General features: G+C 68.0%; 19 protein-coding genes and 1 pseudogene. 2 read left to right on the top strand and 18 right to left on the bottom strand.

Translation table 11 applies throughout. The features are described 5' to 3' along the window. Positions 1 to 108: 108 nt before the first annotated feature. Positions 109 to 1239: an LAETG motif-containing sortase-dependent surface protein gene (locus ACO1BR_RS37135; protein ID WP_426799522.1), complete on the bottom strand. Its 1131-nt coding sequence runs from the start codon at positions 1237 to 1239 to the stop codon at positions 109 to 111. Positions 1240 to 1888: 649 nt separating this feature from the next. Between ACO1BR_RS37135 and ACO1BR_RS37130 the strand changes: the two genes are divergently transcribed. After that, complete coding sequence (locus ACO1BR_RS37130) at positions 1889 to 2164, top strand: transposase (protein WP_426799521.1); 276 nt, start codon at positions 1889 to 1891, stop codon at positions 2162 to 2164. Here ACO1BR_RS37130 and ACO1BR_RS37125 read toward each other — a convergent pair. From ACO1BR_RS37125 to ACO1BR_RS37105, 5 genes and pseudogenes are all read right to left on the bottom strand, one after another. Further along, positions 2073 to 2624, bottom strand: coding sequence for a phosphatase PAP2 family protein (locus ACO1BR_RS37125; protein ID WP_426799520.1), 552 nt, complete (start codon positions 2622 to 2624; stop codon positions 2073 to 2075). The genes ACO1BR_RS37130 and ACO1BR_RS37125 overlap by 92 nt on opposite strands. 48 nt (positions 2625 to 2672) lie before the next feature. Beyond that, positions 2673 to 3335: pseudogene (locus tag ACO1BR_RS37120) on the bottom strand (MAB_1171c family putative transporter). A gap of 629 nt (positions 3336 to 3964) precedes the next feature. Beyond that, a complete protein-coding gene (locus tag ACO1BR_RS37115; protein ID WP_426799519.1) occupies positions 3965 to 4552 on the bottom strand; it encodes a flavin reductase family protein in 588 nt (195 codons plus the stop codon). Positions 4553 to 4566: 14 nt separating this feature from the next. Continuing rightward, the gene (locus ACO1BR_RS37110; protein ID WP_426799518.1) at positions 4567 to 5631 is read right to left on the bottom strand and encodes an LLM class flavin-dependent oxidoreductase; all 1065 of its coding nucleotides are present in this window, start codon (positions 5629 to 5631) and stop codon (positions 4567 to 4569) included. 100 nt (positions 5632 to 5731) lie between these two features. Beyond that, complete coding sequence (locus tag ACO1BR_RS37105; protein WP_426799517.1) at positions 5732 to 7234, bottom strand: MDR family MFS transporter; 1503 nt, start codon at positions 7232 to 7234, stop codon at positions 5732 to 5734. A gap of 93 nt (positions 7235 to 7327) precedes the next feature. On the opposite strand from ACO1BR_RS37105, the gene ACO1BR_RS37100 reads away from it, so the two are divergent. After that, positions 7328 to 7720: an ArsR/SmtB family transcription factor gene (locus tag ACO1BR_RS37100; RefSeq protein ID WP_426799516.1), complete on the top strand. Its 393-nt coding sequence runs from the start codon at positions 7328 to 7330 to the stop codon at positions 7718 to 7720. A 128-nt stretch (positions 7721 to 7848) separates the two neighbouring features. Here ACO1BR_RS37100 and ACO1BR_RS37095 read toward each other — a convergent pair whose 3' ends face one another. The 12 genes from ACO1BR_RS37095 to ACO1BR_RS37040 form a co-directional block, all read right to left on the bottom strand. Continuing rightward, positions 7849 to 8739: a hypothetical protein gene (locus ACO1BR_RS37095; RefSeq protein ID WP_426799515.1), complete on the bottom strand. Its 891-nt coding sequence runs from the start codon at positions 8737 to 8739 to the stop codon at positions 7849 to 7851. A 30-nt stretch (positions 8740 to 8769) separates the two neighbouring features. Next, on the bottom strand, positions 8770 to 10374 hold the full coding sequence (locus ACO1BR_RS37090; protein WP_426799514.1) for a thiamine pyrophosphate-dependent enzyme: 1605 nt from the start codon (positions 10372 to 10374) through the stop codon (positions 8770 to 8772). Between the two features lie 25 nt (positions 10375 to 10399). Next, complete coding sequence (locus ACO1BR_RS37085) at positions 10400 to 11779, bottom strand: aldehyde dehydrogenase family protein (RefSeq protein WP_426799539.1); 1380 nt, start codon at positions 11777 to 11779, stop codon at positions 10400 to 10402. Positions 11780 to 11886: 107 nt separating this feature from the next. After that, positions 11887 to 12993, bottom strand: coding sequence for a histidinol-phosphate transaminase (hisC, locus tag ACO1BR_RS37080; RefSeq protein WP_426799513.1), 1107 nt, complete (start codon positions 12991 to 12993; stop codon positions 11887 to 11889). Between the two features lie 58 nt (positions 12994 to 13051). After that, a complete protein-coding gene (locus tag ACO1BR_RS37075) occupies positions 13052 to 13705 on the bottom strand; it encodes a DUF6875 domain-containing protein (protein WP_426799512.1) in 654 nt (217 codons plus the stop codon). A gap of 976 nt (positions 13706 to 14681) precedes the next feature. Beyond that, complete coding sequence (locus ACO1BR_RS37070; protein WP_426799511.1) at positions 14682 to 18173, bottom strand: M48 family metalloprotease; 3492 nt, start codon at positions 18171 to 18173, stop codon at positions 14682 to 14684. After that, positions 18170 to 18673, bottom strand: coding sequence for a hypothetical protein (locus ACO1BR_RS37065; protein ID WP_426799510.1), 504 nt, complete (start codon positions 18671 to 18673; stop codon positions 18170 to 18172). Before ACO1BR_RS37065 ends, ACO1BR_RS37070 begins: the two co-directional genes overlap by 4 nt. A 291-nt stretch (positions 18674 to 18964) precedes the next feature. Continuing rightward, the gene (locus ACO1BR_RS37060; protein ID WP_426799509.1) at positions 18965 to 19624 is read right to left on the bottom strand and encodes a response regulator; all 660 of its coding nucleotides are present in this window, start codon (positions 19622 to 19624) and stop codon (positions 18965 to 18967) included. A 95-nt stretch (positions 19625 to 19719) separates the two neighbouring features. Further along, positions 19720 to 19950, bottom strand: coding sequence for a hypothetical protein (locus tag ACO1BR_RS37055; RefSeq protein ID WP_426799508.1), 231 nt, complete (start codon positions 19948 to 19950; stop codon positions 19720 to 19722). 642 nt (positions 19951 to 20592) lie between these two features. Next, entirely contained in the window at positions 20593 to 20847 is a 255-nt protein-coding gene (locus tag ACO1BR_RS37050) for a hypothetical protein (RefSeq protein ID WP_426799507.1), read from the bottom strand. 310 nt (positions 20848 to 21157) lie between these two features. Next, entirely contained in the window at positions 21158 to 22030 is an 873-nt protein-coding gene (locus ACO1BR_RS37045; RefSeq protein WP_426799506.1) for an isocitrate lyase/PEP mutase family protein, read from the bottom strand. 625 nt (positions 22031 to 22655) lie between these two features. Further along, positions 22656 to 23383, bottom strand: a 728-nt coding sequence (locus tag ACO1BR_RS37040) for a bile acid:sodium symporter family protein (RefSeq protein WP_426799505.1), incomplete at its 5' end; no start/stop codon positions are given.

Genomic DNA, 23383 nt, shown 5'->3' with positions numbered 1-23383 from the left:
CGCGTAGGTAAGCCACTGGCGACCAGCCGGGCGAGGGGCGGCCCCGGCGGCTGTCCGCGTGCGGGCGGCTGCCCCGGCCGCTTCATGCATGGGTGCCGGCGGGCGGTGTCAACTCTGGGAGGTGCGGCGGCGGGAGGCCACGATCAGACCGGCGCCGGCGGTGAGGGTGACGGCGGTGCCGCCGACGGCCCAGGGGGTGGCCGAGCCGGCGCCGGTCGCGGCCAGCTGGGCGCCCGAGGAACTGGTGCCGGAGGTGGCTACGGCGGGGTTGGTGCCGGTGGTGCCGTTGGACTCCGTGGCACCCTTGATGTCTTTGACGTCCTTGACGTCCTTGACGTCCTTGACGTCCTTGACGTCCTTGACGTCCTTGGTGCCGCCCTGCTTCTGCTTCTCGCCGCTGGTGGCCCTGACGTCCTTGGACTCCTGGCCCTCCTTGGCGTTCTCCCGGTCCTTGCCGCCCTTGGCCTTGGCGGCCTCGGCGTCGTCCAGCTTGCGGGCCTCGTACTGGCCGACGTCGAGGAAGTGGCGGATGTCCTCGGCCTTGTCGCCCAGCAGCGCCTTCCTGGCGGCTTCCTTGAGGTGGCGGCCGCCGCTCCCGGAGATGCGGGTGACGAGGATGCGGTCGTCGGTCTCGCGGGCTTCGTACTGGCCCACTTCGAGGAAGCGGGTGCGGTCCTCGGGGCTGCCGTCCAGGGCCTTTTGTATGGACTCGTAGAGCACGCTTCCGCGCTTGGCCGTGTGGAGGATGCGGGAGATTTCAACGCAGTTGTCCTCGTCGCGCGCTGCGTACTGGCCGACCTCCAGGAACTGGCGAAGAGCTTCGTGGGTGCCCTTCCTCAGCGCTTCCAGGGCCGCCCTCCGCAGCCCCTTGCCGGCGGTGCTCGAAATCTGGACGGTGCGCAGCCTGTCGTCCGCGAACTGGGCCAGTTCGTAGCCTTCCTTCAGGTAGCGCACGCGGTCCTCGGGGGAGCCGTTCATGGCCGCCTGTGCGGCCTCGTAGACGCTGCTGCCGGGCTTGGACTTGTGGATGATCCTGAGGATGGCGACGCGGTTGTCGTCGTCGGCCTTCGCGTTGCCGTGGGTGTCCGGCTTCGCATCCGGTGCGGTGTCAGGGGCCGAGTTGGCCGGCGCCGTGGCGGCGTCGGCGGCGACAGCCGGAGAGGCGAACAGGACGGCAGGCGCGATCGCCGCAGCGGCGACAACGGACGAAATACGGGACAGCTTCACGTGTACCCCCACTTTCCCAGGAAAGAAGTAGTAAATGTCCTGTAAAGGATAGAGGATATGGAATTTCCTGGTCAGGGACCCCTGGCACGGGGCGGCCCTGATAGCCACCGGCGGGTACGTGCCTCGTCAGCCAACACGCGTCTTCGGTAGATTTATCGACAGGGCCATGACGAGCGAATCTCCGCGGTCACAGGGGGTGCGGCACGACCAGCCCTTGTCTGCGGCTCCCGCTGGGGCCTGAACCGGCGGCTACGGCAGCAGCAACTCACCCCGCATTACCGGCAGGTGCGTAAGGTCCAAGTCCTCCCACGTGAAGATTGCCTGCTCGGGGATTGCTTCTCTGCGGTGGCAAGGACCCGACCTGCGGTGTTGTCGGCGTACGCCGTGGGGGTTCATATGGGTGCTTCAGGGATCGCGAGCCGAGGTCCGCCCTTGCTATCTGGCGTGATCGGCGTGCACGACGATAGAGCCGCCCGGCGGTTGATGGAGGGTGCCGACGTGGAGGTGACCGAGCATCTTGGCTGTGAGAAGCGCGAACCGGGAGGCAGTGAGTTGGGCAACAGCTGCGACGGCACCTCGGTCATGACCGCGCTGACCGACGCCGGGGCGGTGACACCGGCCGTGCCACCGGACTGGGAGGGCGCAGTTCGAGCCGAAGTTGGTGTCCCAGCGCGTCAGACACCCAGCTGGGTTCAACGAGCAGATCCCGTCGCTGTACGCCTGCGGCATGAGCATGCGTGACATCTGCTCCTACCTGGCCGACACGTACGGTGTCGAGGTCTCGCCCGGTCTGATCAGCAGGGTCACCGACTCCGCCACCGATGAACTCGCCACAACGCGGCGCACTATCGCAGGAGGGAGAAAACGGTGCCGGCGACTGCCGAGCCGAGAAGCGTGCCGACGACTACCTGGGCGAGGGTGTGGTCCTGCAGCCTGACGCGTGACCAGCCGACCAGCGCGACCAAGGGGTAGACGAAGAGGGCCCAGGGGCCGTAAGCGAGCGCGAGCATCGTGATGGCTCCGGAGGAGACGGCGGTGTGCACCGATACCTTCCAGGCGAGGGTGATGACGAGTATCGCGATGAGGGCGACGAGCATCGCGATGATCAGCGCCGTCATCTCGCTCGGTGCGCCGAGCAACACCATGAGAACAATGCCGGCGGTGACGGAGGCCATGACGCCGGGGATGACGACGAGGCGGTCCTGGCGGCGCCTGACGTGACGGTCGCCCCAATGGCCGTGCTTCTCGCCCCATTTGATGAACAGGACCGGGATCACTGCAGCGAACAGAGCGGCGACCAGGCCCCAGCCGATCCCGGGGAGCCGGTCGGCGTGCCAGCCCATCAGCACCGTGACGGCGATGATCCACGTCTTTGGTTCAAGGCTGTCGGTGATCAAGCGCGCTATTCGGGATTCTCTGACCGCGCTGGTGTGGGTGTGTGCCGGTCATGCGTGCTCCAGCCGGTGTTCCATGGCAAAGGCTTCGGCAGCGGGGGAGTGAAATGCCTCGCTCAGCTGTTGGATACGTGCGACCTCGATGTCGAAATCGAAGTCGAAGTCGGGATGCTCCGGTGGTGCTGTGGGCTCGTCGGCGGAGTCGGTCAGCGGCCGGGCGCCGGCACGTTTGGCCTCGCACGCGGCCCGTAGCCAGAGGGCCTCGGCCAGCGTGGTGCGATGCTCCTGGGCCTGCATGTCCTGCGCGGCACGGTGGTTGGCCTGTTCGCGAAGGTGTGGGGGCGCCTAGGAGGCGAGGACCAGTGTGGCGTCGCGGATCTCTATGACCTGGCGGTGGAGTCGGATCCGCGGGCCGCGGTGGATGGGGGTGTCCAGGATGATGTCGGGCACCGCGCTGGTGAGAGAGCTCCACAGGGGCCGGAGTCTGCGCAGGGCGTGCCAGTCGTTGAGGGTGCGCAACAGCACTCCGAGGGCGGGGATCGAGTTGCCGATGATGATGAAGGCGATGGCGGTGTACTCGATGATGTCGGCAACGACCTGGGTCGTTTGATCGTCGGTGAGGAAGCGATCGTGTACGAGCCGGGTGAGCATGTGAGCCATGCGAAAGGCGGTGTAGAGCGCGCCGGCGGCGGTGCCGACACCGAGGAGGCGCAGCCCGACGCGTAGCCAGGCGGCTCCGGCGTGGCGGCTGTAGCCAATGAAGAGCTCAGGGTTTTGGCCACTGGTTGGCGGGTCAGGGGGGTGCCGTTGGCGCGGAGGTGCTTGAGGGCGTCGGCTTCGGTCGGTGGCCCTTCATGGCCCGGCTCTGGGGGCTTCCCGCCGGAGTGGGTGATGGTGAGCCGGATGATCAAGGCGGGCAGGTGGGGCGGGATGTGGTGCTCGCGTACGTATGCGTGGGGTGGCCGGTGGGGGTCGGGTGGGGTGGCGCTGGAGTGGCTGTGCCGGCAGCGAGGTGCCGGGCGGCGGGCCCAGCAGGAGTCCACCCGACGCCCACACAGACCACAGCGCAGCAGCCCTGCCAGCAGATAGGTGCGTCCTGGTGCCGTTTCCCGGAGTGCCCGGATGTTCTGCGTGGCGATGAAGGCGTCTTCGCTGATCAACGCGGGGTGGGCGGCGGTGGCGGAGACGGCCCAGTCGTCTGGCCTGTTCCAGCGTGCGATGTCGCGGGTGCCCAGGGTGGTGTCGGCGGGGTCGAGGAGGACATGGTCGGTGCGTCGGCGGTCATCGCGGTGTGGGCGTGGATGTGGGCGGCTCAGGGAACTCCGGCTGCTCGGGCCGCGCGCTCAGAGGTCGGTGTAGCGCCCGTAGCCACCGCGATAGAAGAGCAACGGAAGGCCGCCGTCGCGAACTTCCATGCGGTGCACGCGAGCGACCACCACATCGTGGTCGCCCGCCGCATGCACGGCCTCGACGGTGCATTCCAGCAGGCCCAGCACGCCGTCGATGACCGGCATGCCGTTCGCGGCACTTGACCAGTCGATTCCCCGGAACTTGTTGTCACTTCTGGAAGCGAACCGTGCGCTGATGTGCCGCTGGCCCTCGGCGAGGATATTGACGTTGAAACGGCCGGTGCCGCGCATCTCGGGCCAACTCGTACTGTCGTGGCCGATGCAGAACAGTACGAGTGGCGGCGTGAGCGAAACGGAGGTGAACGAATTAACCGCGAGGCCGACCGGCAGCCCGCCGGCCGTCGATACGCCGGTGACCACCACGATGCCCGTGGCGAAGCGGCCCAGCACATCGCGGAAATGCTCCGGGCGAATCGCGGACTCCGCGACTGCGGTCCGGGTTCCGTTCACCGTCACGGTTCTGTCTACCGACGGCATTTCATTTACCACCGTGTGGTCATTTACCGTCGGGCTTCCGTTCACGATCCGGCTTCCGTTCACGAATGGCTCAGCTTGGGCAGCACGCTTTCCGAGAACAGCTCCAGGGCCCGGGTCGGAACCGCGGGGTCGAGATTTCCGGAGTGCGGCACCAGAGCAATCGAGAGATCGTCGCCAAGGGTTTCCGCGAGAATCTCCAGCTGCTTGCGCACGGTGTCCGGTCCGCCCGCAAGAATCTTGTTCTGCGCCACCAGATCGTCAAAGCTGGTCCGCCTGACGCTTTCCGCGATCTTGTCGTATCCGACGTACTGCGTACTGCTTACACGCTGCCACTCGGAGACCGCCTCCAGCATGTTGCTGCTGGTCTTGTGGTGGTCGTACTCGCCTGCCTTGCGTGCCGTTTCATCGTCGTCGGCGAGGAAGAACGGCATGCTGATCTGGATGCGTTCTGCACCAGGGCGGTGGCCCCCATCGGCCCATGCCTGGCGGTAGACGCGCAGCATCTCCTGCGTCTTCTCCAGGCTGGAAACGGCCAGTGCAGTCTGCAGAAAGTAGCCGTCCCGGCCGGCCTTCTCATAGGATTCGGCGCTGCTCGCGGCCGCGACATAGAAAGGCGGACAAGGCTGCTGCACCGGCTTGGGGAGCAGCCGCACCGGCCCGAACCTATGGAACTCTCCGGAGAATTCCACCTCATCCTGCGAAAGAAGCAGCCGGCACGCCCGGACTCCCTCGTCGAAGCGCCGGCGGCTCTCCTCCAGGGGAATTTCGAATGCCTCGAACTCTTGCGGCAGGAAGGCCCGACCGAATCCGACGTCCAGTCGGCCGTGCGATATGTTGTCCAGCATGGCGAGCTTGCCCGCGAGTTTGATCGGGTGCGTGAACGCCGGGATGGTCGCCGCGGTGATCAGTCGGATGTTCTTCGTCCGTGCCGCGATCGCCGTCAGGAATGTGATCGGATCCGGGCTGTAGCCGCCGTAGGCGCAGAAGTAGTGCTCGATGGCACGGGCATACGCGAAACCCAGTTCGTCGGCCTTTTCGGCGAGCTGGAATGCCTCGTCATAATACTGCGGTGCGGGCTTGTCGTCGGGCCCTACGGACGGGAAGAAGCTGATTCCGTATTCCATTGTTTCGTTTCCTCCGTTGAGTGTGCTTCCGGGGTAGGGGTAGAGGGATTCATGGGGGTAGGGGGGTGGGATCCGAGCGGCGCCGCGGTGTGACGGCCCGTCAACGACTGCCGTCGGGGAGGGGATCCTGCTGCTCCTCGTCCTGCTGGTCCGCCGTCGGCTTCCGGGTCATGGTGACGGCGGCCTCCTTGTCCGGCACGAGCGTGGCGGCGATGGCACCGGCCAGTGCGATGCAGGCGGCCACCAGGAAAGCCGTGTGATAGGCGGCCAGGTTGGCGCGCGGACCGTCGGGCGTGTGCCGGATGCTGCCGACGGCGGCGAGCACCGTGCCCATGACGGCGACGCCGAGTGCCATGCCGAACTGGCGCTGCGCGTTGTAGAGCGCGGACGCCGATCCCGTACGGCTCGGGGGGACGGTGGCGAACGCGGCGGTCTGCGCCGGGACGAACAGATGGGCCATCGCCACCCCGAGCACGAACATGACCGACCACACCAGCCATGGCGCGGTGTCCGCCTCGACCACGGCAAGGAGTCCGGCGGCCAGTGCCACCCCCAGCATCCCCGACGTCATCAGCCGCCTGGGCCCGATGAGCGGGTAGAGCCGGCCGACCAGCCAGGCCCCGGACACGACGCCCACGGCCTCCGGGAAGGTGTTCAGTCCGGCGGCGATCGCGGAACGGCCGAACACCTCCTGGAGCATCAGCGGGAAGACGAACAGAGCACCGAGGAAGGAGACCGAGTACAGCAGGGAGGCGACGTTGACCGTGCGGAACAGTCGATTTCCGAACAGTCGGAGGTCCAACAGGGGCCTCGGGGCGCGCAGTTGCCAGACCACCAGGCCCGCGACCAGCACCACACCGGCCGCCGCGGCGGCCAGGATGGGCGGCGACGACCACCCCAGGGTGCCACCCGCGCTGACCGCGTACATGACGCCGGCGAAGCCGCCCGCCGACAACAGCACGCCCGGCACGTCGAGGCGCCCGGCCGCGTCCGGGCCGTCGATCTTCGCGACGAACAGCAGGCCGAAGACGATTGCGAAAACACCGACGGGGATGTTGACGAAGAACACCCAGCGCCAGCCCGGCCCGTCGACCAGCAGTCCACCCAGCACCGGGCCGAGCGCGGGCGCGAGGGTGGTCGGCACGGTCAGGACTCTGGCCGCCAGGATGCGGTCCTTGGGCGGGTAGACATGGAACAGCATCGTCATCCCGATCGGGGTGAGGATGCCGCCGCCCACCCCCTGGAGCACGCGGAAGGCGACGAGTTCGGGGAGGTTCTGCGCCAGCCCGCACAGTACCGAGGCGAGGGTGAACAGGGCCAGGGCGACCAGGAGGGTCTGCTTGGTGCCGAATCGGTCGCCCAGCCAGCCCGACGTCGGAATGACCACGGCCAATGCCACCAGATACGCGACGGACACGCTGCTCATGGCCGCGGCCGAGGTGTCGAAGCTCCGGGTCATCGAGGCGAGGGCGACATTGACGATCGTGGTGTCGAGAATGGTGACGAACATCGACGTGACGAACACGACCGAAACGGCGGCCCGCTGCCCGATCGCTCGACGTAAGACCGGCCCCTCAGGGGATGTCGGCTGGGTATCCTGCATGGAGTCACCGCCTGGAGAAGTATTTCCGATTGCCAGGCAGGACCATATCAGACACTTAGATGATCGTCTAACAGTCAGAGGTGTAACGAACTGATGTCCCCGAAGATGTCGCCCGCTTCTGCATCGCTTCCGGATGAACCCCTTACTGGCGATATCCGCCTCGACGACGTGATCCATGCTTTCGCCGATCCGCTGCGCCGGAGGATCGTGCGGCATCTCGCGGACGCCGGAGAGTCGGCCTGCGGCGATATCGAACTCCCGGTCACCCGGGCCACCGGTTCCCACCACTACCGCATCCTGCGGCAGGCCGGCTGGACACGGACCCGGGTAATGGGACGGGAGCGCTACATCTCGCTGCGGGTACGGGATCTCAACACGCGGTTTCCCGGCCTGCTCGGGGCGCTGCTGCATGCCGATAAGCGCGACATCCTGGCCGATAAGAAGGCGTTCACTGCAGAAAAGCAAGAGGACATTGTCGCCGAGTAACGCCGCATGAATGATGCGATCGGTGCCGTGATGGGTTATGTGGTGGGCTGGGTGACGGGTGGCGCTGCTGACTGAGCGCCTGGCTGAGTTCGGGGTGGCGTCACCAGAGAGTGGTTCCGGACGGTGGATCATTTTTCGGCCGTAGAGTGCGGTTCCGCGGTACGAAAGCGATACCAGTCCGCGGTCTCCTGGTGCAGTTCGTCAAGGGAAAGCGAGTCCACCATGGCGAAAGCCTCTTTGATCTCCGCCGGCGTCGGGACGATCTCTTGGGCGTGGGGATGGAGCTCATGTGGGGAAACGACGACCGGGAGAATGTCGTCCACCGGCAGTACCACGGAATTCCGATGCCTCAGCACCCGCTCGTACACCGCTCCGTACAGCGACTGCTGATATCCCCGGGAGCCCGGCTCCCGGTCGTGGGAGAGCTCGAAATGCTCGGCCAGTTCCTCGATCTCCGTCCACAGCCCGTCGAGCAGCGCGGGGGCGGCGTTAGCCCGCTCGCGCTCGTGCCTTGGCTGCCGGGTCTCCCGCTCACGGCTCCGCGCGATCTCACGGCGGACCTCCGCTGACGGGGCCGGGACGAAGAATGTGGCGCGCTCACTGCCGAGCAGCGCCTCCGCCTCGTCGGCGGCCTCCTTCGCCAGATCGGCCAAGCGGTTCCCGATCAGTGGCGCCTCGCCCACCAGAAGGTCGGCGACGCCCGGGAAATCCCGGTGCCAGCGGGCGATGCGGCCTCGCGCCCAATGGCCAACCGCTTTACGGATTCCGGGGTGTGTGACACCGTCCACTTCCGGATAGCGGGCGGCGGCCCGGCCTACTTCGAATTTCTCGCGTACCACGTCCCATTGGAGCAGCTGAATGGACCGGCCTTCCGCTGCCGCGATGAGGATGAACTGCTGCATCATCAGCGTCTTACCCATACCGGGGAGACCCGAGAAGAAGACGCATTTCCGATGACGGGCGGCTTCCTGGAAAGCCGCCATGGCCGGAGATTCCGGATCGAGAAGTAATTGCGACACGGTCGGTCCCTCGCCTTTCTGCTGCCTCTGCTACCGGAACTGGTCGACGCTCGGCATGTCCGCCACGGATATCTCGATGACGACGGGCCTGCCGCTGTCGATGGCCTTGGGCAGACAGGCAGCCAACTCGGCAGGCGAGGAGACCCTGTACGCCTCGGCGCCGAAAGATTCGGCCATCACCACGAAGTCGGGGTTCACGAGTTCGGTGGCGATGACCCGGCCACCATACCGGGAGCGCTGCATCTGTTCCACGTTGCCGTACTTGTTGTTGTTGAACACCAGCGTCACCAGGCCGATGTTCTGCTGCACGGCGGTGGAGAGTTCGGCGAAGGCGAACATGAATCCGCCGTCGCCCGTGATCGATATGACCGGCACATCCGGACGTGCCACCTTCACGCCCAGAGCGGTTGGAAAACCGTATCCCAGAGTTCCCATGTAGCCGGTGGAGATGAAAGTGCGCGGATGGTACACCGGATATGTGATACGGCTGGCAAAACCCACCTGGGTCAGCTCGTCGACGAGAATTCCGTCCTCGCCGAGTGCCTCGCGGATCACCCGGAGATAGGAAATCTGCGGTTCGAGAACGGCGCTTTTGCGCTCCCACTCGGCGCGCGCGGTGCGCAGTTCTTCCTCGCGTGAGGCGCGATGGCGGTTGTGGCGTTCAAGGCGATCCAGCAACAGCGGCAACACGTCTTGGAGTCGACCGGTGATCCCGAGGTCGGGGCGGTGGTTCCGGGCGAGAGCGGCGGCGTCCACATCGACCCTGACGATGGTGCGATCCCGGCTCTGCGGCCACTTCTGGACCGGCACCCTGGCATGCGTGCCGAGCAGCAGGACGACATCCGCTGCGTCCCACAGGCCGCGCGCCGCCGGCTGGGTGAGGCTGTGATAGTCGCGGCTGTCCACGATGCCCCGGCCGTTGCGGTAGCCGACGACCGGGGCTTCCAGCAGGGCCGCCAGCCGGCGCACGTCGGGCGCGCTGCTCTGGGCCCCGCCGCCTACGATGACCATGGGCCGCTCGGCCCTGCCCAGGAGTTCGGCCGCTCGTTCCACGGCCTCGGTGTCGACGGGCGTGGGCGCCAGCGGCAGCGACGGACTCGGCAGCGGCACCTCGGTGCGGCGCTCCAGGACGTCCATCGGCATCTCCAGGGCGATCGGCCCCGGTCTGCCGGACAGCAACTGCTGTACGCCGAGCGCCACTTGCCACGGCGCCTGGGCGGGATCATCGATCCGTGCCGCCCATTTGGTCAGCGAGCGCAGCAGCCCCAACTGGTCGGGCAACTCGTGCAGTACGCCCAGCGAGCGGCCGATGGCCGGCAGTGGTATCTGGCCGGCGAGCAGCAGCACAGGAGCGTTGAGGGCGTAGGCCGTCGCCAGGCCCGCCCCGGCGTTCAGCACACCGGGGCCGGGCACCACATTGGCCACAGCCGGTTTCCCGGTGGCCAGTGCCTGCCCCAGGGCCATGTACATCGCCCCCTGCTCATGGCGGGTGTGAATGACGCGGATCGCGCCGTCCGCGTCATAAAGGGCGTTGTACAGCCAGTCGTTCTGCACTCCGGGCAGGCCGAAGAGCGTGTCGAAACCATGGGTCAGCAGGGCGTCCACGACGGCCTGGCCGCCGGTGATCCTGGGCACGAGGCTGTGCTTCCTTTCGCTCGTCCTAGTCACGCTGGGTCGTTCGGTGCACTGCCTGCGTGGTCCAGAATTCCTCGATTCCTGCCCGGCCCCGCTCCCGCCCGAACCCCGACTCCTTGAAGCCGCCGAACGGCGCGTCGGGGTGGGTGGGCGCCCCGTTGAGCGAGACGCTGCCGACCCGCAGCCCCCGGGCCAGCCGCTGCGCGCGTTCCTCGTCGCGGGACCAGACGGCGGCCGAGAGGCCGGATCCGACACCATCGGCGATCCGTGCGGCCTCGTCCTCGGTGTCGTACGGGATCAGGGACAGCACGGGACCGAAGATCTCCTCAGTCGCTATGGCCGCGTCCGGGGGGACGTCGGTGAACACCGTGGGGCGGACGTAAGCCCCCGCTTCCAGGCCGTCGACCCTGTCCGGCCCGCCCGTGACCAGCCGGGCGCCCTGTTCCGTGCCGCTGCGGATGTAGCCGACGACCCTGGCGCGTTGGGTTTCCGAGGCGAGTGGCCCCAGTACCGTGCCGGGATCGGCCGGCAGGCCGGGTACGTAGCGCCGGGCGCAGCCGCTCGCGAGGTCCGCCACGTCCCCGAGCCGTACGCGCGGCACCAGGAGGCGGGTCAGCGCAGCACAGGTCTGCCCGGCGTTCTGGAATGCCTTTTGTACGGTGGCGGTCACCGCGGGCTCCAGGTCGGCGTCGGGCAGCAGCACGCTGGGGGACTTGCCGCCCAGTTCCAGGGTGACGCGTGTCAGGGCGGCGCCGGCCCAGGCCGCGACCTGCCGGCCGACGGCGGCGGAGCCCGTGAACGACAGGGCGTCCAGGCGGCGGTGTTCCGCCAGCGCCCGGCCGGTGGTCGGGCCGTCGCCCAGGACGACGTTGACCACGCCCGGGGGGAGACCGGCCCGGTGAGCCACCTCGGCCAGGTGGAGGGCGCTGCCCGGCGCCAGCTCGCTGGGTTTGATCACTACGGTGCAGCCGGCGGCGAGTGCGGGGGCGACCTTGGTCGCCACGAGGTAGAGGGGGTAGTTCCATGGGGTGAGGCAGCCGACCACGCCGACCCCGGTGCGATGCACCACGGTGGAGTCCAACTCCTCCCGCGGGGAGATCCCGCTCAGGATCTCCGCGGTGCGCCGGAAGGTCCGGATACCCAGCGGGACCTGGATGCGGCGGCTCTCCGTGAGGGGCGCCCCCATCTCGTGTGTGATGTCCCGTGCCATCCGGTCGGCGCGGGCATCGAGTTCGTCGGCCATCCGTAGCAGCAACCGGGCGCGCTCGTCCCAGGCCGTGTCCGACCAGGATCGCAGCGCCTCAGCGGCGGCGTCCACGGCACGGTCGACCTCGACCACCGAGCATGCGGGAATGCCGCCCAGGGCCGTTCCGTCCGCCGGATTCACCAGCGTCAGGGTCTGCAGGCTGTCGTCTGGTGGGCACCAACTCCCGCCGATGTAATGCGCTTTGGGGTAAGTCAGCCGAGCCGGTCCGGTGCCTTGCGTCCCCTCCGGGGGTGTGGTGGCCGCCGTCACGACGTACGGCCGGTCGCCATGACCGACCGGAAGGCATCGAGGAAACGGGTTGTCTCCTCGGCCGTTCCGACGGTGACCCGTATGGCGTCCGGCTGCCCCCACGATCCCAGGGGACGGACCAGGACTCCCAGCTCCGCCAGATCATGCGCCACCGCGGCCGCGTCCCCGACCGGAACCTGGAGGAAGTTGGCGCTGGCGGGGAGGGGCGGATACCCCGCGGCGGTGAGTTCCCCGACCAGCCGCAGCCGGCCTTCCGCCGTAGCCTCACGCCGGCGCCGGATTTCTGCCGGATCCGCCTGGAGGGTGGCGGTGGCAGCCGCCACCGCGAACCTGTTGATCTCAAAGGGCATTTGGACCTTCGACAGCTTCCGCGCGATATCCGCCGGCAGCACGCCGTAGCCGACCCGGAGACCGGCCAGCCCGAAGATCTTCGAGAAGGTGCGGGTCACCACGACCGGCCGTTCCTCGGAGAAGAACTCGACGATGGAGTCGGGGTATGCGGGATCGTCCACGTAGTCGAAGTACGCCTCGTCGATGACCGTGAGGACATGTCCGGGTACGGCGTCCAGGAAAGCGGAAAGGGAGGCACGGGTGACGAGACCACCGGTGGGATTGTTGGGATTCGCCACGTAGACGATCTTCGTGCGGTCCGTGATGGCCGCAAGGAGGCCCGCCGGGTCGTAGGCGCCCTCGGCGTCCAGCGGAACGGATACCGGGACCGCGCCCATTTTCAGCGCTTCCAGCCGGTAGGCACTGAACGTGGGAGAGCAGAAGACAACCTCGTCGCCGGGGTCCAGCAGACACAGCGACAGGTAGTGGAACACCGCGCAACTCCCGGCCGCCGGGAAGATGTTGTCCTCCGATATCCGATGGTGAGCGGCGATCTGCCGCTTCAGGACCGCGAACCCCGCTTCCGGATACCGGTGACCACGCGCGGCCTCTTCCTGGATGGCACGCTGCGCCGCTGGCACCGGCCCGTAGGCGTCTTCGTTCTGTGCGAGCAGGACCTTTTCCACCCGCCCCCGGCGGGCCTCTCCTTCACCATTGCTTCCGGCCTGATAGGGGGAAACGTCCCCCAGAGCCGCCCGAAAATTCACACCCATACCGGCCTCATCTCTCACAGAGCTGTCCGATCCCCCACAGAGGCGTCCCGAACTCGATTCACGCCGGCGTCGCAGCAGCCAATTCCGCGAGATAGGCACGTACGCGCGCCGGAATCTCCGGCGCGAAGTTGCTCAGGTACGCTTCCAGGTGCTGCTGCTGTCCCACGAGGAACGGCAGGTCGAAGGGGACCATGTACCGGATCGCCAGTAGCGGAACCGGTGAGCGGAGCGGTCGGAAATCCTCGTTCCACAGACCGGGTTGGTCGCACTTCGGATGGAACTGGCCCACCATGATGCCCTGTTTGACGAATTCCCCTTTGAGGCGGAGCTGAATGTCGTCCAGGGCGTCGGGGGAATCCGTGTCGACGGCTGGCAGCACAATGAGAAAGGTGAGGAACTGCCGTTCGTGCTCATCGATCCCGGACGCCATCTTCTGATGCCATTCCAGGTACTTGAGCACGGTATCCGCGACGGCGGACGGTTCCGCGCCGACGTCCGGGCAGGCGTACCAGAAGTGTCCCTTGTTCATCGACGGTTTGGTGTACGGGCAGACGGGACCCGTACGACCTAACTCCTGGTGGCCCGGTATCAGGAATTCGCAACTCCAGTTCGCGACCAACGTCAGGGAATCCCGAATTTCGCTGGGCACATCGCTTTGTTCGGCAACGATGTCCGAAAGAGAGTAGAGAGAAAGGCCAGAGCGCGTGATCATGACTCCCCCGTGAATTCTGAAAGATCCAGCAAGATGCAGACAGTTCAACGATTACCAAACCATGAACCCGCTTGCGGGTGCCGAGAAATGGCGTGTGATGGCACTCGGCAATGGAGACGGTCGCACACGCCACTTCGAGGGGTCAATGGTGATCTACGACACAGCCGCGAGCCCGTATCCATCTCGTGATTTTACCCGGATGCGGCGCGATATCGACCGTGGACCGCCTCGCCCTGCGCCATCGCGAAATGGCTTGTAATGAGTCCGTCGATGGCCGCAATAAAACCGACTCGCTCGACCGGAAAATCGCAGTAAAGGCGCGGGCGGCCGGTTGGCCCGGCGGGAGTACACCCGCCTTCGTCCCCCGCCAGCCCCGCCGGGCGTCCGCTCCACGCCACACCACCGAACCGGCCACCGATAGATCCAGCCACTACGCCTTTCCCGCACCGTGACTGATTCCCGCGCCGAGGCTCCCGCAGACTTGGCCACTCGCCGGGCGTTCTTGGTGAATCCTTGGGTGTGCGCGGTGACAGGGGCAGCGTCAGCCTGGGCAAGAACCCCTTCTCCGCGCAGGCGGAGGTGATACGCCGTCATCCAGTTGCCGCCTCCGGCTCGCTGGGGCTCTCCTCGCGAGCGAAGGTGGGCTGGCCACGACGCTGCCGAGTGGCAGGTGCGGCGCGATCTCGTCAAGGGAGCCGAAGTGAACCTGCGACCGTAGATCCCCAGGGAGTCGGAGCGTGCCCTCCTCGGGGCTGTGATTCCCTGGTGGCTCGGACGGCGCCCGTGGCCCGGCATAGCCGGCAGCGTCCGCAGCCGAACTCCGCCTCCTCCCCTGGCGCCTTCTCGCACCCGGAGGTCGTCTACAACGGGCAAGCGGGCTGTACGACCGTGTGCGTGAGCCGAACTGCCGTGCGGCAGCGGCAGAGTTCTGCTGTCGGCACGCGCATCCTGCGGCGAGCGCGGTTCTCCACCACGCCTAACGGCTTCCCCGGTGCTCGTCTCCGGGCGGGGACGTCCAGGTCATGCGTCGGAGGAAGGGCGCCAGCAGGCGGTAGAAGGTGTCGGTGTGGCCGACCTGCTGGACCATGTCAGCCAGGGCCGTGCGGAGGGCGTTCGTGTCGAGACGGTCGACGCTTCGGCGGCAGAGGGTTCCGCCGTCCCGGGCCGACCGGGCTGCCTGTTGCCAGGCGTTCGCCATCGGGGGATTCGGAGCGGGACGGGCCGAGAGCGCGTGGCGGGCGTCCGCGGCCCACCGGTCACAGGCGCTGCCCAATGCCTTCAGCGAGGCCGGATCGACCCGCCGGCCGAACTCCCGCAGGGCGGCGACCACGCCCACGCGGTCGACGTCGAGGGAATGGGTCAGCGGGCTGCCGACGGTCACCCACCACACAGCGACGTCCACGTCGTCGGGGCGGGGGCCGGCGGCGGAGAGCGCAGGGGGGAGGGGCGCTGGGGCCGTGGTGCTCTGGTACGTAGGTGAATCGGCGACCGGGTACATTCCGCTGAGCGCCGTCATCGAGACCGCGCAGAGCGCCGCGATCGCCGTGCGGTGCCGCCACAACGGGCCAGGGGACGGGGAGGGAGCCGGCCTTCCCGTACGCCGCCGTCGCCACCGGACCAGGCAGGTGCGCAGCAGGCCGACGAGCGCCAGTGCCCAGGTGATCAGCGCTACGAGGGTGGGGAGCAGGACCGCGCTGGTGAGGAACCAGCTGGTGCCGGGCGACCATCGGCAGGTGCGGGTGAGGGTGTGGGGATTGCCGGCGCAGCCGTCCGCTGCCTGGAGAACGAAGGCCGCGGCGAGGCCGAGCAGCAGCCCACCGGCGGCAACGGCCACGGCGGCTGCCGGGCGGTATCGGCGGGTTGCCGTCCACCACGCCAGCAGGAAGGGCACCAGCAGCCCGAGCGCGACGACTTCCTGGGTGTGCTGGATCCAGGAGAACGGCGGGTGGTCGGGGCGAGTGGCATGCAGTATGCCGCGTGCCACCAGCACACCCAACAGGCACAGCACGCCACTTCCGAGGAGGTGAGCGGCGGCGCGGCCCCGTGTTCGCGTCGGTGGGGGAGGGGCGGGCGGGGGAGTGGGGAAGTGGGGAGCCGCGGCAAGCGGGTTGGGGAGGTGGGGAGTGGTGGCGGGCGGCCTTCCCGACGCCTTCCTGCGGGCCCGCCACGGCTCCAGCCATCGATGCCATGGTCCCGCACCGGCCAACGCCGCGAACAGCGTGGGATAGAAGCCGATGCCCAGGACGAGCGGGGCGGTGATCGAGTGGGTCAGCCCCCACGCCGGGGCCGTCGCCCAACCGCAGTTCTCGACGAACAGCGACCGCTGCCGTACGCACCCATCGGTGCTGAGCAGCACGAACGCGCCGCACAGTCCGACCAGGGTGCTGATCCCCGCGGCCACCAGTGCGACGGGCAGACGGTGCGCGGGCGCACCCCCGTACACCAGGGCGGCATGCAACGCGGCCGCGGCGCTGATGGTGAAGGCGATCAACAGGGAGACGACCACGACCCACGTCGCCCCGCCCGACCGCGGATGGTCCGGGTGCAGCCACCAGGCCAGGACCGCCAGTGCGCACACGGTGAGCGCCCCGCCCGCCACGCCGCGGGCCAACACCCCTCGCAGAGGGGGGAGTTCGGGGGCGGGCGGCCAGGCGTCCACCGCCGCCGCCCCACCCAGGGCCGAACTCACCCAGGCCGGGACGCCGGTGACAGGGCGGCGCGCCCAGGCAAGCAGGGGGTACAGCCACAGCACGGCACCGCCGAGCGCCGCCAGGGGCGCGCTGGCGACGAGTTGGAGGGCGACGTCGAAGACCGGGAAGATCGCATGGAGTTGACCGATGCCGAGACTGTCCGGGGTGGTGCCCAGTGAGTGCTCCAGGCGTGCGGCGGCGTCGCCGAGCGTGGACAGGCCGAGCAGATACAGCGAACCGATCTGGTTCCACAACGTGAACCAGGCACCGAAGACCAGCAGGAACGCGGCAAGTCCGCCCAGCAGCGTCCAGCGCGGTGTTCGGCCCCGGCAGCGGACCAGCCACAACTCGGCGCACAGGCTCGCCCACCAGCACAGTACGGCGCCCGCCGCGACCAGCAGCAACAGCAGCCAGGGCCGGGCCGGCAGCCAGCCGTCCGCCGACGAACGGAAGGTCAGCAACTCGCCCGCCACCAGCCCGGCGCCCAGCCAACAACCGGCGCCCAGCCCCGAGGGGCCGTGCCGCCCGGTCAGCACCGCGTGCGTCACCGACCGCCACAGGGCGACGCCGGTGATGCCGGTGATCACGGCCGCGACGAGCCAGGCGGGGGCGGAGCGCCAAGAGCCCGGCCCCGTCGTGCCGTTGCTCAGCGGGTACAGCGCCGTCACGACTTCCATCGCGGCCAGCGCGTTGAGGAACAGCATGACGGGCTGGGCGCCGAACAACGGGGCGGGGTCGTGCAGAGCGCTCGCCCGCTGCGCCCACGTCGGGTGGGAGCGCCACAGCGACGCCGCGCTCCGCAGTACGGCACGCGGGCCCCGCGCCGGCCGGCTCCCCGCTCCGGGTTGTGGCAGCTCCCCTCCCCAACGGGCCGCGTCGAGGTCGGCGTACAGCTCACGGGTCCGTAGCACATCGGCCCGCGCGAGCAGGACCAGCGCCAGGAGGACGGCCGGCCGCACCAAGCCGCGCAGCCCCACGTCCCACTGCTGCTGCCAGAGCGTCACCGCGCTGGCCGGCCTGCCCAGCAGTGGGGCCGGAACCAGGCACAGCACGGTGTACGGCACCAGTATCAGCACTGCGAAGGCGCGCCACAGTGCCTCGGTGGCGTAGGCGATGTCGACGTCGCGGTTGCGGACGTGTGCCAATTCGTGGAGCACCACGGTGCGGAAGACGGCCGGATCCTGCCGGCGGAGGGCGATGAGCCCGGCGTTCAGACAGACGGTCGACCGGCCCCAGCGTCCGAAGGCGACGCCGCTCGCCGTGACGGCCGCGGGCCGGATCACGAAGGTGACCCGTCCGGCCAGCCCCGCGCGCCGTGCCAACGAGGCCACGTCACCGGCCAGTTCGCTGCCGTCCCGAATCGGGACGAGGCGGCCGCGCCGGATCTTCCAGGCCGGGGTCCACCAGTGGACGAGCAAGGCCGCGGCGAACACCAGGACGGTGCCGCCGACCACCCACGGCCACGGCGAGGCGGAGAACCGCTGGACACAGGCGCTGTACGCCTGCCAGCGGGCCTCGTTCGCCACGATGCGGATGGAGGTGAAGTGGCCCGGGGGCGGATTCTCGCCGACGGCGTACAGGCAGGTGTACGTGGCGTTGGCCGCGCCGTGCACGGGGGGCTGGGGCGCCGCCAGCCAGAGGAGTTGGATGCTGCTGGTGGCCACCAGCAGGGCGAGCAGGCCGAAGCGGAGTGTGGTGCCCGATACGAGCACCCGGCGATCGGGGCCGGCGACGGCGTGGCCGCCGACCACGGCACTGGCGTCGGCGGCGCCGCTCATCGCGCCGGACCCGGTTGCTCCGGACCCCCGTCTTCCCGGCTGCCGCGCAGTTCGTCCATCGCCAGGCGCACCGCGACGGCATCGGCGACCGCCACCGCCCGGGCCCGGTTCACCCCCGCGGCCAGGCACCGTTCGCGGACCGTGTGCCGGATTTCCTCGATGCGCTCCGGCGGCATCGGCGGGAGCGTCAACCGAGCGGCGCCCGCCGGGTCGGCGCGCCGCCGACGCAGCCGGTTCCGCAGCCGGTCCACGGCACCGTCGACGGCCAGTCCCACGGCGTGGCGACCGGCCTCCGACAGCACCGTCCACAGCACGGGAGTGACCAGCGCGACCGCTTCGGTGAGGCCGAACCCGAGCCGTTCACGAGCCCGACTGCGGGTCGTCAGCGCGCGCTCCGCGTGGACGTCGTCGAGTTCGGCCAGACCGTCGAGCAGCGGCAGTTCCTCGGGCGCCGCGTGCTCAACGGCGTACCTGACAACGTCGCGTAATGCCGTCGGCACGGCATCGCCCCCTCCGAACTGCCGGCCGTTCCCGGTCCGTTGCCCGATACCGGGCAACGATCCGATGGTAGTGGCCGGTGGGCGTGGGGAGGATGACGCAAGGGCTGCTTTGCGTCATGTGGTGGGTCCCTTGGCCGTGGCGCGGCTTCGGGAAGAGCGGGCGGAGAGGGCGAGGATGATTCCCGCGTCGGCTGCCGGCGCAGAGGCTTCGATGGGAGGCTGACGTCGTGTGGTCGTCACGGGTGTGGGGGCATGAGGCCACCTCTCGACGGCTGGAGGACGGGACAGGGCTCACCTCATGCCGTTGGAGAGTCTGAGCTCAACTGCCAGAAGCGCGGCCTGGGTCCGGTTTTCCAGTTGGAGTTTGGTCAGTATGCGGGAGACGTACGTCTTGACGCTGGATTCACTCATGTGGAGTTCTCTGGAAATTCTGAGGTTGCTCATTCCCTGCCCCAGCAGCGCCAGCACTTCCCGCTCGCGACGACCGAACTTCGACAGGGCGTTCCGCGAATCCTCGGAAGGCATCCCTCGGCCCACGATCGACCTGGAGAAGACCTTCTTCGCGATGCCCGAGGACAGGACCGTGTCACCGACCGCGGTGGTGAAGACCGCTTGCACCAGTTGCGCCGGATTCAGATCCTTCAAGAGAAAACCGGAGGCTCCGGCTTCCATGGCCTGAAAAAAGTTCTCGTCCTTGCCGAATGCTGTCAGGATGATGATGCGCGGCGGGTCCTGCTCCGCCATGAGGCGTCGGGTCGCGGCGAAGCCGTCGCAGCCGGGCATGTGTGCGTCCAGGAGCGCGACGTGCGGACGCAATTGCTCGCACAGTGACACGGCTTCCCTGCCGTCTCGGGCCTCCCCGACTACCTTGATCCCATCGGATGCTTCCAGGATGGCGCGAATCCCGCTGAGTATCAGGTCTTCGTCGTCGGCAATCACTACTTCGATCATCTGCCCCCCTCGTGCTCGCTGCGCCTGTCGTTGAAGAAACGGTGTCCTGTCCTCGTTGGTCGTCACCACAGATGCTCACACCGCACATATCTGCCTCATTTGTCCTCGCGGTTTCCGTCCGGAAAAGTGACTGTGAGAGTGAAGTCACCCTGGGTGTCCGAACCGGCATGGATATCCCTCCCGCCTTCCTCACTTTCCCGGTTTTTCCGCCGCAGCCACCCGAGCCCGTGGCCGCTGTCGGACTGAGATATGCCTGGTTCGGTCGGCGGGGCGTTGCGCACCGTAACGCTCAAGTCGCCGTCGGGCTGCGTGATCTTGATGGTCACAGCCGCACCGGGAGCGTGGCCCGTCGCGTGGGATATGACCTCTGTGCAATTACCTTGGAGGCGAGCCGCTGTACGGACCGGTCCGGGCGGGAGGGCGCGAGTGGGAGATCCCACCCGACCTTGACGCCCGCACCGCGGTACATCGCTGCCGGCGGTGCTGTTGAATCGGAAAGCACCGGCCCCGTGTTCTCGACAGCGTAATTCGGCACCGCTGATTGATCGGCTCGGCGGCGTCTCTGCTGAGGGTGAGGGAACTTGTCCGGAGCATCATCACCGGGACCCGATAACCATCGCCATCGTGATGTCTCCCGGACCAACCGCTCGCGCTGGCCGCAGAGCTGCTGCGTGGCGCATGCTGCGCTGGAGTAGGGCGCTCTGCCGCGCACGCCGGACCTCAAGCTCGAACGCGCACGTAACGATCGTGTGCAACATCGCTCCAGGGTTCCTGGCTCGCTGAATCGCCCCCTGTGGGGCAGCTCACGGGAAGGCCAGCACGGCCGAGTGAGTCTCGGGGGATTCACGCGATTCGGTCATGATGGCTTCGCTTTCACCGTACACCGAACCAATCCCACCTAGAAGGGCGGAGATGTGCCGGACACTGCCAGCGGCGGGCGAAGCGCTGATTCGCCGGCACGGCCACCCCTAGCGGCTGCCGACGGTGCCGGCCACCGTGGCGTAGCCGACGACGCGGGCGGTGGAGGACGCGACGGGCCTGCTGGAGGTCCTGGTGGCGACGGAGCTGCCGGCCCGCGGGGAGCGGGAAGGGGAGGGTGCGAAGGGGAAGTTGAAGACGCTGCCGAGGGTGGAGACGCTCGCCGCGATGGGGGCGGGGATCGAGCAGCTGGTGGCCACGGAGGAGCTGGCGGCGATCTCGGCACGGTTGACTCGCTGGCGCAAGCGTTGTGCGTGCTGGAGCATGCGCACCGGATGCTGTGACGGCGAGAGGTGTTCCTGACGAACTCCTCCAAGCGGACTGGCAGCGGGCGAAGTTGTCAGCAGATCGGGCGTGCGAGCAGGCCGGACCGCGAGTGCCGGACTCGTTCGGTCTGCTCAGGCGGCCCTCGGAGTGCGCGGCGCCCGGCGGTGGTCCCCGCGAAGACTTCCCAGGCCGTGGTTCCTGGCAGGTGCTGTCGACCGGGCCGCTCGTCGTGGTGATGACACAGGGGCCCCGGGCACGCCCGGAGCCCCTGCGCCGATGCCTCTGCCGTCAGCCGACGGCCAATTCGGCAGTGGTGTCCGCCGGTTTGTGGTGTCTGCTGATGTTCTTCTCCAGCAGGGCCAGGGACTCGGCCACCCCCACGCTCTCCGCGGTGAATTCGGGGAGTCGGCCGTCTGCCTTCCTCAGGTCCACCAGCGCCCGGTCAATCGCGGTCTGGGCGGCGAACAGGCACGGAGTGCTGTAGATCGCCACATTCACACCGAGTTCGCCGAGCTCCGGCAGCGACAGTCGCGGCGACTTGCCGCCCGCTATCTGGTTGAACAGGAGTGGTTTGTCCCCGATGACGTTACGGACCTTGCGTATCCAGTCCACGCTGCGGACCCCGTCGACGAGAATGACGTCAGCGTCCGAGGCCGCCAGCGCCTCGGCGCGGCGCAGGATCTCGGCCTCCTCTGTGGCGTCGGTCCGCGCGACGACGACCAGGTCGCGGCGGGCGGCGAGGACCATGTCGAGCTTTTCCAGATAGGTGTCCAGCGGCAGCACCTGTTTGCCGTCGACATGGCCGCAGCGTCGGGGTCTTTGCTGGTCTTCGAGGATGACCCCCGATGCGCCGATCGCCTCCAGCTGCTGGACGACATGGCAGGCCGTCTCAGGGTCGACGTAACCGTCGTCGATGTCGACGAGCAGATGCTGCTCGGGGAAAGCCAGCCGGAGCCGCTGTACGAAGGCGACGATGTCCGGCCAGGCGATGAATCCGATGTCCGGCAGGCCGTAGTGTGAGGCGGCGAAGCCGAAGCCGGAGACGAACATGCCGTCGTAGTGCTGGGCCGCGACTGAGGCGGAGAACATGTCGAAGACGCCGATCAACGGAGTAGTGCCGTCCTGCGTGATTTCCTCGCGGAGTCGATGTCCGTACTTCATGAAACCTCCTTGTTGAGGAATCCCCACCATGGCACACGCACACGTCTGGAATCGTCGTCCATGAGTATTTCTCGGGTCGACTTTAGGACAGACTTAACGCAACTGATGTGCCATCGCATCGGAATTCATGAATCCCATGTTAATTCCGGGAGAACTGGAGAGAATCGCGTGAAGGCCATATAGCCTGAACGGGGTCGACCGTACCGGAGATTGAGCGCTGCCAGTGTCCTGGCGCCGAGGCCGCGATGCACGACGGTCGTCGACTTTGTCGATTGCCGAAAGGATCGTCAGCTGCTGAACGCGGTGCTTGAGGCCGGTGTGCTTGTTGGCGAGTTGCTGCGCAGGCCCGCCGGGGACCAGCTGGTCGTATTCGTGGAACTAAGACTGTCCCGTAACCGCCGGTCGCGGGTGAGCCGATTTCGTTGTATCCGGCGGGACCACGGCATCGCAGCCGTCCTGGGTGGTCCTGTTCACCGGCCGGGCTCGCGTCGGTTCAGTAAGTCGACCACTGCGCTGCGAAGGGAGGGTGCGGACCCGGTTCGCCAGGGCCGGCCGTGGAGCCTGGCGACCGCAACGACTGCACGGCGTGGGAGCTGGGGGCAGTGGCGAACCGGGCTGAGCGCGCTTACCGGAAGTGGGGGACGGCGTCCGCCTCGTTCGCCGTCTCGTCGGTCGTGCCGTTCCTCTCCTCGCTTTCTCCTTCTACGCCGTTCCCCGGCTCGGTCTGCGTCCCGTTCGCGGTCCTGTTGGCCGTCACGTCCTGTGCGTCCTTGGCGTCCTTCACGTGCTCCTCCGCGTTCGCCTGTGCCGCGTACCGCTTCGCGAGGACCGCGCACACCATCAACTGCATCTGGTGGAACAGCATCAGCGGCAGCACCGCCAGCCCGGCCTGGGCGCCGAAGAGGACGCCGGCCATCGGGAGCCCGGCGGCCAGGCTCTTCTTCGAACCGGCGAAGGTGATCGCGATCCGGTCCGCCCGCGGGAAGCCCAGCAGCCTCGAACCGTACGAGGTGACGGTCAGCATCGCCGTCAGCAGCACCGCCTCCACGCCCAGGAGGCACAGCAGCCGCAGCGGGGAGACCTGGTGCCAGATGCCCTGGACCATCCCGGCGCTGAACGCGGCGTAGACGACCAGCAGGATCGAGCCGCGGTCCACACGGCCGAGGACCTTCCGGTGTCGCGCGAGGAACCCCGTTATCCATCGCCGCAGCAACTGCCCGGCCACGAACGGGAGAAGGAGCTGGCAGGCGACCGAGACCAGGGAGTGCGCCGAAAAACCGGCGCCGGCGCCGTGCAGCACCAGTCCGGCCAGCAGCGGTGTGAGGACGATGCCCACGAGGCTGGAGAACGAGC

The organism is Streptomyces sp. YGL11-2 (assembly GCF_050054615.1).
Lineage (GTDB): Bacteria > Actinomycetota > Actinomycetes > Streptomycetales > Streptomycetaceae > Streptomyces.
This window is presented reverse-complemented; position numbering and strand designations above follow the sequence as displayed.